The sequence below is a fragment of the Spirochaetaceae bacterium genome (assembly GCA_009784515.1).
Lineage (GTDB): Bacteria > Spirochaetota > Spirochaetia > WRBN01 > WRBN01 > WRBN01.
The window spans coordinates 1-12,076 of sequence record WRBN01000009.1; the positions used below are offsets into that span (position 1 = coordinate 1).

Sequence of the window (12,076 nt, forward strand, 5' to 3'; positions counted from 1 at the left end):
TAACAACGCCGCCCTCAATCGCTCTCAGGCAACGAAAAGTACTTTAACATATCCTCAACCTTTTGTCAACCCCTTTCCAAAGTTTTTTAAGATTTTTTTGAATTTTTTGACCTTAGTCCACCTAACTCCCTTATCCTACGGATAAAGTCTTACACTACTAAAATATCCTCCGCCCTATCTACCACAAACAACCATATTTAATAAATTAACTCCAGCACATCTTCGCCATCAACCTTTTCACCGGTTAATTTAAAACCTAACTTCTCATATAATTTAATAGCTACACTATTGTCAGGCTCGGCACTGATAACTATTTTATTACGGCTTTTATCCTCTTGTAATTTTTTAATAATTACCTCCATTGCTTGCTTACCATAACCTTTGGCCTGATATTTTTTATCAACCATTAAACGACAAATGTAATGGTTATTGTTATCGCTGTCGATTTCGTGCATTAAAAAGCCCACCAAAACTTCATTATTATAAATGGCTAGCGGTGTCGCCTCGTGGTAAACCTTCGCTTCAGCCATAGAATAAAGGTTACCGGCCACAAATTTACCCTCATCACCGGCATTTAGGGCGATAACCTCTTCAAAGTTTTCTTTGGTAACTTCTTTTAACTCAATCATAGTTTTTCCCCTTAAGGCGCTAATGTTTTATCCAGCAATATTTCACCGGTATTTTTATAACCAATCTTTTCGTAAAAACTTCTTACGGCTTGATTATTTTGCTGAGTTACTAAATGAAAATGAGTTATCCCTTTGGCTAAGGCCGTCTTTTCCATAAATTGCAATAACTTTTTACCTATACCTTTATTTCTGTACGCTTCTTTAATAAATAATGTTTCTATATCCAAACGACAATTTTTGTAACAAATTGTTTTTACAATTAACCCCACACAAAAGCCAACGGCCTTATCTCCTTCATAAGCAATACAAACAATTTCTCCGGCGCTTTCAATATTTTTCTTTATTTTATCTTTAGTATTATCATTTTCAAAGAGGGCATTTAATTCGTAAATGCCCTCTACATCACTTTTACCGGCAATTTTAATAGTCATCATTTCACCTTATTCGCCAACACATCTATCACCAAAACCAGCCATAATTTTACAACTTGCTAATTCGCCGCATTCTTCACAGGTAATTACCTCTTTTTGCTTAGCGCAACTGCGTATTTCGCAGCCGGCACAATGCTCCAACTGTACACCGCTGCTTTTGCAGGAGGTGCAGTTAATCATCTCCGGCGTGTAGCTGGCTTTATGGGCTTCGTTCCATTCGGCAGCCGTCTGCTCACGTAAAGCCCAATCGTCATTTTTAAAGGCTAAATAGGCCCCGCACTCGGCACAATCTACACCGCAATAAGCTATGAGTTTTTCCATTTAACCCTCCTTAAATAGTTTAATAAGACAACTCTAAAACTATCTCACCCTCTACTATTTTACCCTTATCTATAAAACCTAGCTCTTTATATAGCTTTATCGCCACACTATTTTCGGGTTTTACATCAATATATATGGTATCACGGCTTTTATCTTTTTGCAATTTTTTAATGAGTATTGTTAAGGCCTCTCGCCCATAACCTTTGGCCTGATACCGTTCATCAATCATTAAACGAAAAATTAAATAACTATTTCCTTTAAGATGGTCGGTTCTGTACATTAAAAAGCCAACCAAAACTTCATCATCATCATAGATGGCCAGCGGGCACATCTCGGGATAAAACTTAGCTTGAGCCAAAGAATAAATATTAGACCGCAAAAAACCTTCCTGTTTTTCGTCAACTTTTAAAGCGATAACCTCTTCAAAGCTTTCCTTTGTAACCTCTTTTAATTTAATCATCACTTTATTCCCTCTATAAAATATATTCCATTTGTCTATCGTACGGTTCGGCCTCCGCCAGTTTTTTATCTATCTCCGCTGCATCTGTGCAACCTAAAGTTAAATAAAACCGCTGCGTATCTTCCGAATCGTTGGCCGAAAGATAAAGCTTACCGGTATTTAACTCTCTCGCTCTATCTGCACACAGTTTAAATAGATGTTTACCTATGCCTTGATGCCGGTACTCGTAAGATACATGCAAATATTTTAATTGTACATACTCTAAATTTGTCCCAAATTTATCGTTTAAAAGCATAGCAAAACCAATTAAATTGTTACCGTTATAAGCAGCAAAAACACAGCCTTTTTTGTTATTAATAATATGTAAAAACTCTTTAGCTATACTTTCTTTTTTATCTTTATTCCAATCAAAACTGTAACCTTCTTCTACCAACTGCCAGCTACCGCTTTCGTTAGTCCATAATTTATCGGTTTTTTGATACCTATTAAAATTAAGCAGTAAATTACCTTCAATATCGCTTGAGGTTAATTCTTTTATTTTTACATTACTATCCATTTATTTACCCGCTCTTTCACTTGGTTCTTAAGACTTTACAAAAAGTACAAACTATTTTTAGGAAGCTTTAGATTGATTTGTTCCGTTTAAATTGTTAGACACAAATATATTGACCAATTTGACATACAAGTAACGCCGTAAATCGCCGGAGATAGGTAACCTTTCCAGCTTGCGTTCCAGCTCAATTTGGCTAGGGCCAATATAACTAAGGCTATCATCTAAACTTTTAGTGCGCATACCTTTATAAATAATATTTTCTAACTTTATGGTCGCTAATTTATTAACAAGAGCCCTAGTTAAGGAAAAACCTATTAAAAAAACAATGGCTAACATAACCAACCCACCCTGAAAACCAAAAAGACCATACATACCATGTATATCATCACTAGTTAAAAGTTTATAGATTTCGTTATCCCAATCAACTTGACCGGCATCGGGATTAAAATTACTAGCGGCCGCATAATCGATGGCCTGAAAGCTAATGCCAAAAGCCAGCCAACCATCAACTATAAGCAAAGCCACGATAAAACACAGTATTTTATCTAGCGGTAATTTCCTAAGTAAATTTATCATATTCACCTCAGCTATAAATTAATTACACTGGCTTATATTTTACACGTTACTACTTTAATGTGTCAACAAAAATTTTTAAAAAATATCTCTTCGCTTCCTTTAAAGAAGTTACCTACTCATTAAAATTACCGCTAATTGCGTTAAAAACAAATTTTTGCTATATTTTTTTTATGGTTAAACTTATCAAGCTAGCGCCCTTCTTTTTTTTATTAGCCGCCTGCCGGCCGGCGGTAAGCGAGCTAACAGAGGCGCGCTTTAGGCAAACTATTTTTAATTACAGGCATTTGGATAGTTGGCAGCCGCATAACAACCACCCCGTTGTATTATTATTTAGCGCTGCTTGGCACCCCGCCCATAACCAATTACTGACCAACTTAAACAAAGCGGCGGCAAATTATAGTGCCTACAGCTTTTATACGGTAAATATAGATAACGAACGTCAACTGCTGGCTTTATTTAATATCGAGGTTATCCCCACCTTTATTTTTATAACGAGTGATGGCCGGCTGTACAACTTTAGCGGCTTATTAACTTACGATGAGCTTAACGAAGTTTTAGCGGCCATAGATGAATAAGCTACACAAGAGCCTTATCTAAACCATTAGTTACAAAAATGTTAGTTAATTTAGCGTATAAATAACGTTTTAAATCGCCCGAAAGAGGCAGCTGCTCTATTTTGCTTTTAATAACAGCCTCCAAAGGGCCGTTATAGCTAAGACCTTCTACTAAAGTGTTCTCTTTCATGTACTTATATATTATATTCTCTAAAATAACCACTGCCAGCTTGTTGATAATAATTTTAGTTAAAGTAAAGCCAACTAAAAAAGCAAGCGCCAGCGTAAAGAGCCCGCCGCGCAGGCCAAACAAAGCAAACATATTATGTATCTCGCGGGTGTTACCCAAACCCGTTAAAGCTTTAAATATTTCCCTATCCCAATCGACATAACCGCCTAGCTCTATATCTATCAGCTGAGCAATCATTCCTATATACAAATAGCCATCGGTTATCAATAAAGCTATGGCAAAACAAAGTAGTTTATCCAAAGGTAGTTTTTTAAGAAAGTTACCCATATTTTATTTCCTAAAATAGCTGTTAAAAGGTAATTAATTACAGCTGAAGAGACCAACCACTCATAATATTACCGGGGCCACCAGCACCACCACCTGAAGCGCCGCCAGCGTTCCCCATACCACCATCGCCCATAGGACCAAATGCAGGCGTTGCAAAAACACTCGTTGCCATTAGCAACCCTATTAAGAGTAATACTTTCTTCATTGTATCACCTCCAATATTTAAGATAATTGCATTATAACACTACAATTCTTATTTATCAACAAAAAATTTTAGCGGCTAACTCATTGCATAAACTGCTTTTAATCAATAGCTATTACTGCATTAATTATTAATAACATAACAACAACAGCAGCGATAATAGCTACTATAAAAACATCGGTATCACCGGTTAACCACCTTATTAAAAAAGCTACAGCTACCAAAATAATTGCCGTGCTGGGAATAGTTATTATATTGGTTAAAATCTTAGATTTATATTTACGGTCTAACAGTTCTTGTATAATAGAGATAATAATGGTAATAATCACAACCATAATAACTATTGCGCCTAAAATACTCAAATTATTGAAATAGGGGCTCATTTTCATACCGCCAATAATTGATTTAAATAAAAATTTTTGTTATACTCATAGTAGCAGATAATTGCTTTAAAAGATAGGAGGCGCAGGTGCTTTTATTTAACAGTATGGGTAAACAGTTGCAGCAATTTAATAGCCGCGAGGCCGGTAAAGTAAAGGTGTTTACTTGCGGGCCATCGGTTTATCTAAGAGCGCATTTAGGTAATTACCGCACCTTTTTGTACGAAGATATTTTGGTAAGGTACCTTGAGTACAAAGGTTACGAAGTTACCCGTGCTATGAACTTTACCGATATAGAAGATAAAGCCGTCGAGGCTGCTAACCAAGCCGGCCTTAATGTTTTTGCCCAAACCGAGCCGGCTAAAGAACAGTTTTTAAAAGATTTACAGCTGCTTAAAGCTAAAAAACCTATTATTATTAATGCCAGCGATAGTATAAACGAAATTATTAAGCTTATCGAAATTTTACTGGCTAAAGGGGTGGCCTACAACGACAAAGGCTCCATCTTTTTTGACCCTTTAAAATTTGAACAATTTGGTAAACTGTATGGGCGCGAAAAACTTATGGCCCGCTGGCCAAAAAAACGTATGCAATATAAATTAGATACCTATCCCGGTATGCGCTGGAACTTAGGTGATTTTATTTTGTGGCACAAAGCTAACAATAAAAATAGCGCTGCCGCTGCCGTATGGGATAGCCCATGGGGCAAAGGCCGCCCCAGCTGGAATGTGGAAGACCCGGCCATTATTAAACAAGCGTTAGGTGAACAGGTAGATATTAACTGCGGCGGTATCGATAATATTATCCGCCACCACGACTATAACATTGCCATTATGGAGGCCGCCTCCGGTAAAACTTACGCCAATTACTATCTGCACGGCGCTCATCTTTATATTGATGATAAAAAAATGAGCAAAAGTTTAGGTAACATCTACTACCCCGAAGATTTAGTAAAACAAGGTTACAGCGGCGAGGATATTCGTTACTTTTTAACGGCCGTTAAACATTATCGCCAAAGACTTAACTTTACCAAAGCCAACTTTGCCGAAGCCGGCAGTAATTTAAAAAACTTTAAAACTTTAATTAAAGAGGCGCTTAGCAATAAAAGCAACCAACCCAGCGGATTAGCCGGTAAATTAGAGTTAGCCTTTAGCCAAAATATGGACAACGATTTAGCGGTAGCTAAAGCAATTAAAGCGATGACCTTAACTTTAAAACAAAATAAAACCATTGCCGCTAACGAAGAGGCCAAAGTGATAACCACTCTTAACAAGATAAATACAGTACTACAACTTGATTTAATTAAAAACTAGCCGGTAAAGGAAACTTTTTTAATTTACTTCCATTAAGGCGCTCACAAGTTCGCCCTCGCCCTCTAGCTGATAGCCACCCGCCCCAGCCGGAATGAGAATAGCCTCACCTTGCTTTAAAGTAAGGCTAAAGCTGCCATCAAAGCTGGCAAATTTAACGCTGCCGGCTAAACACATCGTTATGCTAAAACAGTTGTCAGCTGCCATTATTTTATAGGCAGGTACCGTAATTTTTTGCAAGACAAACCCTTTATTTGCTGTTATAAATTTACCTTTACTATTAGCTTGTAACACATTGGGCTGCAACGAGGTAAAGTTGGTTATTTTTATTAATTCGTTAATATCTGTATATTTTTTAGTAAGGCCGGCACGCAGCACATTATCGCTGTTACCTACAACCTCAACGGCCATACCCTCTAAGTAACAATGTAAAGTATTAGCTTCTATATATAAAGCCTCATCTTTATTCAGCAATAATAAATTTAAAAAGAGCGGCGCTAAAATACAAACATCGTGCGGGTAAAGCTTATGCAACTTAATAACCCAACCGGCAGCTGCATCTTTTTGCAAAGCGGCGTAATTAAGGGCCTCTGTTATTAATAAGGCTGCACTATCGGGTTCCAACAAAAATAACGAACTAAAAAAGGCTTTTAAGCCTTCTTCGCTTTGATTAGCTTCAAACCTGCTAATATTGTCTGCCATAGTGGTAAACCCGGCTTGCTTAAAGGTAATTAAAATATCTTTACATGGCTTAAAACCGCAAAGCAGCCAAAATTGCTTACTTAAAGCACAAACTATTTCATTTTTGCCTTTACTATCCACGTAATTGCGATTAATTAAATTATTCTTAACCAAGTTATTTTCGTAACTAAAACCTGCTTCGGCTTCGGTTTGCTTAGGGTGCACCTGTAAAGAGAGCGGCCCTTGCACCGCTAAAATTTTAAAAATAAAATTTAAAGCAGATAATTGTTTATCAGCCATCAAACTAGGATTAGCCGCTAAAAATAAATTTAAAGGAGTTTTTTTACCGACATCATCTTCTACCATAGCTATCCCAGCTTCATGAGTGCCTAACCATAACTCGGCCTGCGGCTGCCCATCTGTATTAACTATATTTAAGCTGTTAAAGCCATTACGCTTACCCCACTCGTAATTTTTGATGATAGGTATGAGGCGGTAAAGCTTTTTCATAATTCTTACTTTAACATAATTAATAAGATGTTACAACGCTAAATTAACGGTGGGTAGTCTTTATCCTCTAAAAGCCACGCTTTAAATTACCTATCCCAATTTAGCTTTTTAGGTAAATGGCAATAAGGTTCTTCACCATTTTTAACATAATAATTTTGGTGATAATCTTCGGCTTTATAAAAATTACTAAACGGCTCTAGTTTAGTGGCTACTTTATAGTTTAGGCTGTTTAAATAGGTTATTAATTGCTCGGCCTTTTCTTGTTCGGCCTTATTTTGATAAAAAACTACCGAGAGATATTGCGTACCAATATCCGGCCCTTGCCCATCGGTTTGCGTAAAATCGTGCAGCTCGAAGAAAAACTTAAGCGCCTCGCGGTAACTTAATTTAGCCGGGTCATAAATAACCTCTATCACCTCTTTATGCTCTGTACCGCCGGCTTTAATAAGAGGGTAATGAGCCGTTTCGGCACTGCCGCCCATATAACCAACGGTGGTAGCTGTTACACCGTTTAATTTATCAAAATAATACTGTACGCCCCAAAAGCAGCCGCAAGCTAAGTAAGCTTTGTGTTGTTCCATAAAAACTCCTCCCTTTATTAAGACAAATATTACTATTAAGGCATTTTACAATATTTGGCTTTTTTAGGCTATAATTTTAGCTGCAAAAATTACTCCCTGCCTAATAATTTTACAATAACGGAAAATTATAAAGGTAATTTACTCTAATTAACTTACATTACCGATAACGGGTCGTTTTCCAACTCGATGTAAACTCCGCTTGGGCTTTTATGAGTCGCAAAGTAAGCCGCTACGGCTAAATGCAACTGCTTAAAGGCCGTCGTTTTTAAAATTATTTGGTAACGGTAATTAGCAGCTATTTGTTTAATAGGAGCTTCGGCCGGGCCAAGCAACTCATCGGCCTTCGTTAAGTTACCCTTAAAGTTAGCGGCAAAATCTTCACCGGCTTTAATAGCCTTAACTTCATCTTTACTTCTAAAAAGTATCTTAATTAACCTACTAAAGGGCGGAAAGCCTGCTTGCTGCCTAATAGTTAGCTCGTGCCGGTAAAAACCTTCCACATCGTTAGCTAGGGCATAACTTAAAGCGGCATTATGCGGCCTATGGCTTTGCACCAGTACCAATCCTTCTTCACCAAAGCGGCCAACCCGGCCGGCCACTTGGCTAATTAAACTAAAGGTACGTTCGGCAGCTCTAAAATCGGGCAAACTTAACCCTACATCAGCCATCGGCAGGCCGACTAAACGCAAGTGCGGAAAGTTAAACCCTTTAGCAATTATTTGGGTACCCAGCAAAATATCGGCCTTGCCTGCACTAAATTCTTTAATGATAGCTTCGGCTTCGCTTTTCTTTTTGGCTACTTCGCTATCTAAACGCAAAATACGATAACCACTAAATAAGCGGTAAAGCTCTTCTTCTATTTTCTCTACCCCAAAGTTATGATAGCTAGCGCTGGGCGAGCCGCACTGCGGGCAGGCGGCAGGCGGCGGCACTCCGTACCCGCAATAGTGGCAGCTAAGTTTACCGGCTTTTTTATAATAAGTTAAAGCCACCGAACATTGATGGCAGGTAAGCACAAAGCCGCAGTTACAGCTATAGTTATAAGCAAACCCTAATTTATTAAGTAAAATTAAACTTTGTTTGCCTAGCTCTTTAGTTTTAATTATTTCACCAATTAACTCTTTGCTTAACAAAGATTTTTCGCGCCGCATATCGATAATTTTTAAGGCCGGCAGCTTAGCACCATCTATAACGCGTTCGTTTAAATTAAACCGGGCAAAATAGCCGCTTTGCATGGCATAATAGGCCTCTAAGCTAGGAGTAGCGCTGCCCATAACTAATTTAGCTCCGCTTTGGCTGCGCCGCATAGCTACTTGCCGAGCGTGATAACGCGGCGTAGAGGCCGCTTTATACGAGCTATCTTGCTCTTCATCAATAATAATGAGGCCTAAATTAACTAAAGGGGCAAAAACAGCGCTGCGTGTGCCTACGGCCAGCTTAATCTGGCCGGCTTGCATAGCCCGCCAATCTTTTAAACGTTTGTTGGGGCTTTGTTTACTATTAATAAGAGCAATATCGCCAAAACGTCCTTTAATACGGTTAATCATTTGGCGGGAAAGAGCTATCTCTGGGACTAAATAGATGGCGCTTTGGCCTAAAGCTAAACTTTCTTCGATAAGTTTAAAAAATACCTCCGTTTTGCCACTGCCCGTTACGCCCAATAAATAATTATTTTTAGCACTACCGTTTAAAATATTTTGGACTGCTAACTGCTGATGAATTGTTAAATATTTATCTTCGCTAACTTCATTCGAGGTAATAACCATCCGTTCTTTATCGCTATGGCTGCTGGGGATAATGGCAAAAAGCACTTCACCTAAGCTGGCAAAACTATAGCCGGCCAACCATTCGGCCAAGCTCATAAGCTCTTCGGTTAATAATGGCTGGTCATCTATTATTTTATTAATGGGTTTTACTTCGTAATCGGCCGGCTTAGCTGCATTAATGGCTACCACAATAGCGGTAAGGGTGCGGCTGCCAAAGCTTACCTCGACTCTGCACCCTCGCTGCACCATATAACCGTCCGGCACACTATAAGTAAAACTTTGTTTTAAAGGCGATTTTACAACAACTTCGATATACATTTTACCATTACCATCGGGTAGATAAAGAGACAAACTTAAAGGTTATTCTTAGCTTGTTACCAGCGTGCTCTCTACCGTAGTTAAAACACCGTCTTGTAAGAGCAACAAGCGGCTGGCCATTAAAGCGGCCGATTCGGTATCGTGAGTAATAAATAAAAAACTTAAACCATAGCTATCTTTTAAATTATTTAATAAATTGATAATATTTATTTTACTTAAGCTGTCTAGGCTGCTGGTTACTTCATCACAAATAATTAAGCCGGCTTTTAAAAGCAAGGCCCTAATAATAGCCATTCGCTGCCGCTCCCCGCCCGAAAGCTGATAAGCTTTGCGGCCAAGCAATTCTTCGGGTAAACCGCATTGGTGGCAAAGCTCGGCTATCTTTAACTTTAGCTCGGCTTTACTATACAGTTTGTGAGCTAAGGCAGCTTCACTTAAATTAAAAAGCATATTTTGATAAGGATTAAAAGCCCGGCTGCTTTCTTGTAAAATTAAAGCCAGCGGGATAACGGCTTTTTCGTTTATAACAATATGGCCGCTGTCGGCCTTAGTTAGCCCCAAAATAAGACGCGCTAAAGTACTTTTACCGCTGCCGGTTTTGCCTAATAATACCACAGTTTCATGCGGGTAAATGGTTAAATTAATATTATTTAATACTTGCTCTTTACCATAACTTTTATTGATGGCCGTTAATTGCAGCAGCGGTTTAGCTTTGCTATCTATTTGAACCGTTTGTCTTTCCTTATTAATAGGGTAAACTAAGCTCTCTTTATTTATCTCATTAAGTTTACCTTCTTTAAGCTGCATAACCCTGTCGGCAAATTGCCGCGTTAAAGCTAAATTGTGGCTAACAAAAAGGTGCCCCATTGCCCGCTCGGCCTGTTCATCTTTAATAAACTGCATAATTTGCTTGGCTGTAGCTTCATCAAGGCTAGCTGTGAGTTCATCACTAATTAACAGTTTGGGGCTATTAAGCAAAGCCATTACCAGCATTAACCGGGCTGCCATACCACCGGATAGTTGCTCGGCTCGTTTTTTTAGCACCCCTTTCGGTAACTGAGCCTTAACCAGCAGATAATTTAAACGCTCTTCTTTTACAGCTGCGGGCAGCTTATGCAACTTAGCAGCCTCGGTAAGTTGGTAACCCAAGCTAAGCACCGGGTTAAAAGCGGCTAAAGGCTGTTGCGGCAAATAAGCTATCTCTTTACCGCGTACAGCTTGTAACTGCTTGCTGCTCATAGATAATAAGTTTTGGCCATTAAAGAAAATGCTGCCGCTTATTTTTAAGTTAGCGGCTACCATTAAAGCCCTTAATAACGTGCTCTTCCCGCTGCCACTGGTACCTAATAAAGCCATAGTTTGGCCGGCTTTTAAATTAAAGCCGACTTCATCAATAATAGTGTTGTTATTTATAGCTACTTTAAGATGATTAACGGCTAACAGCATTTATTTCTTATTCCTTAAAGTGCGGGCGCTTTCAGCGATTAAATTTACAGCCAGCAGGGCAACTATCAGTAAGATGGCGCTACTTAACCACATATAATATTGGTTGGTAAGCACATCAAAACTGCGGCCGGCAGCCAGTAATGTTCCCCAAGAGAGCAAAGGTTCGGTAAAACCTAACCCTAAAAAAGAAAGCGTAGCCTCGCTAGTTAAGGCACGGCCAAAATTAACGGCGCTATTAATGGCCAGCTGCGGTAAAATAGCCGGCAAAGCATAATATTTTATTTTATGAGCCAAGTTTAATTGCATAGCGGTGGCTATTAATAAGTAATCTTCATTTTTTAAATGCAAAATATTACCGCGCATTAATCTGGCGGTACTGGGCCAGCTAAGCAGAGCAATTAATAGCACAATAAATAATGTTTTACTCCCCGCATCAAGCTGAAAAGCTAAAAAAGCCATTAAAATAATGGCCAGCGGGATAAAAGGTAAGCTGCTTATCAGCTCGGCCAGCCGCATAAGTATTTTATCCGCCTTACCGCCCAATAAGGCGGCGCTTAGGCCCACAATTAACCCCAGCAAAGTGGTTAATAAGGCCGAAAATAAAGCAACAGATAAACTTAACCGCCCCGCTAAAAAAAGGCGGGTAAGATAGTCGCGCCCTAAACGGTCGGTGCCTAGCGGGTGCTGCCAGCTGGGGTGCAAACTCAACTTTTCTACATTAATGCTATGGGCGCTGTAGGGTGATAAAGCCGGCAGCAAAATAACCAGCAAAGTTATTAAAATTATTAATATTAAGCCTATCTTTAATTTAATATTTGCCATAGTTTTAGCCGGATACAGT

Annotated in this window: 16 protein-coding genes; 2 read left to right on the top strand and 14 right to left on the bottom strand. The window is 38.8% G+C overall.

Translation table 11 applies throughout. The features are described 5' to 3' along the window. Positions 1-197 precede the first annotated feature (197 nt). The 6 genes from FWE37_01895 to FWE37_01920 are packed head-to-tail and all read right to left on the bottom strand — an operon-like array spanning position 198 to position 2,970. Positions 198-629, bottom strand: a complete 432-nt coding sequence (locus FWE37_01895) for a GNAT family N-acetyltransferase (protein ID MCL2519745.1) — start codon at positions 627-629, stop codon at positions 198-200. Positions 630-640: 11 nt separating this feature from the next. Next, positions 641-1,063, bottom strand: coding sequence for a GNAT family N-acetyltransferase (locus tag FWE37_01900; protein ID MCL2519746.1), 423 nt, complete (start codon positions 1,061-1,063; stop codon positions 641-643). 6 nt (positions 1,064-1,069) lie between these two features. Further along, positions 1,070-1,381, bottom strand: a complete 312-nt coding sequence (locus FWE37_01905) for a DUF3795 domain-containing protein (protein MCL2519747.1) — start codon at positions 1,379-1,381, stop codon at positions 1,070-1,072. 19 nt (positions 1,382-1,400) lie between these two features. Then, positions 1,401-1,841, bottom strand: coding sequence for a GNAT family N-acetyltransferase (locus FWE37_01910; GenBank protein ID MCL2519748.1), 441 nt, complete (start codon positions 1,839-1,841; stop codon positions 1,401-1,403). Positions 1,842-1,854: 13 nt separating this feature from the next. Further along, positions 1,855-2,397, bottom strand: coding sequence for a GNAT family N-acetyltransferase (locus FWE37_01915; protein ID MCL2519749.1), 543 nt, complete (start codon positions 2,395-2,397; stop codon positions 1,855-1,857). 57 nt (positions 2,398-2,454) lie between these two features. Continuing rightward, a complete protein-coding gene (locus FWE37_01920) occupies positions 2,455-2,970 on the bottom strand; it encodes a hypothetical protein (GenBank protein MCL2519750.1) in 516 nt (171 codons plus the stop codon). A gap of 170 nt (positions 2,971-3,140) precedes the next feature. Here FWE37_01920 and FWE37_01925 point away from each other — a divergent pair, with 170 nt between their 5' ends. Continuing rightward, positions 3,141-3,545 (top strand): thioredoxin domain-containing protein, encoded by a 405-nt coding sequence (locus FWE37_01925; protein ID MCL2519751.1) that lies wholly within the window; start codon positions 3,141-3,143, stop codon positions 3,543-3,545. A gap of 1 nt (position 3,546) precedes the next feature. Here the strand turns inward: FWE37_01925 and FWE37_01930 are convergent, their stop codons facing one another. The 3 genes from FWE37_01930 to FWE37_01940 all read right to left on the bottom strand — a co-directional run bounded on the left by FWE37_01930 (position 3,547) and on the right by FWE37_01940 (position 4,578). Then, positions 3,547-4,041, bottom strand: a complete 495-nt coding sequence (locus FWE37_01930; protein ID MCL2519752.1) for a hypothetical protein — start codon at positions 4,039-4,041, stop codon at positions 3,547-3,549. 37 nt (positions 4,042-4,078) lie between these two features. Beyond that, the gene (locus tag FWE37_01935; GenBank protein ID MCL2519753.1) at positions 4,079-4,246 is read right to left on the bottom strand and encodes a hypothetical protein; all 168 of its coding nucleotides are present in this window, start codon (positions 4,244-4,246) and stop codon (positions 4,079-4,081) included. A gap of 98 nt (positions 4,247-4,344) precedes the next feature. Beyond that, complete coding sequence (locus FWE37_01940; GenBank protein MCL2519754.1) at positions 4,345-4,578, bottom strand: hypothetical protein; 234 nt, start codon at positions 4,576-4,578, stop codon at positions 4,345-4,347. A gap of 134 nt (positions 4,579-4,712) precedes the next feature. Between FWE37_01940 and FWE37_01945 the strand changes: the two genes are divergently transcribed. Further along, a complete protein-coding gene (locus tag FWE37_01945) occupies positions 4,713-5,936 on the top strand; it encodes a class I tRNA ligase family protein (GenBank protein ID MCL2519755.1) in 1,224 nt (407 codons plus the stop codon). A gap of 18 nt (positions 5,937-5,954) precedes the next feature. On the opposite strand, the gene manA is transcribed toward FWE37_01945, so the two are convergent. The 5 genes from manA to FWE37_01970 all read right to left on the bottom strand — a co-directional run bounded on the left by manA (position 5,955) and on the right by FWE37_01970 (position 12,057). Then, positions 5,955-7,124 (bottom strand): mannose-6-phosphate isomerase, class I, encoded by a 1,170-nt coding sequence (gene manA, locus FWE37_01950; GenBank protein ID MCL2519756.1) that lies wholly within the window; start codon positions 7,122-7,124, stop codon positions 5,955-5,957. 86 nt (positions 7,125-7,210) lie between these two features. Further along, positions 7,211-7,705, bottom strand: a complete 495-nt coding sequence (gene msrA, locus FWE37_01955; GenBank protein ID MCL2519757.1) for a peptide-methionine (S)-S-oxide reductase MsrA — start codon at positions 7,703-7,705, stop codon at positions 7,211-7,213. 152 nt (positions 7,706-7,857) lie between these two features. Beyond that, on the bottom strand, positions 7,858-9,789 hold the full coding sequence (priA, locus tag FWE37_01960; protein ID MCL2519758.1) for a primosomal protein N': 1,932 nt from the start codon (positions 9,787-9,789) through the stop codon (positions 7,858-7,860). Positions 9,790-9,837: 48 nt separating this feature from the next. After that, positions 9,838-11,235 (bottom strand): ATP-binding cassette domain-containing protein, encoded by a 1,398-nt coding sequence (locus FWE37_01965; protein ID MCL2519759.1) that lies wholly within the window; start codon positions 11,233-11,235, stop codon positions 9,838-9,840. Beyond that, entirely contained in the window at positions 11,236-12,057 is an 822-nt protein-coding gene (locus tag FWE37_01970; GenBank protein MCL2519760.1) for an ABC transporter permease, read from the bottom strand. Positions 12,058-12,076 lie beyond the last annotated feature (19 nt).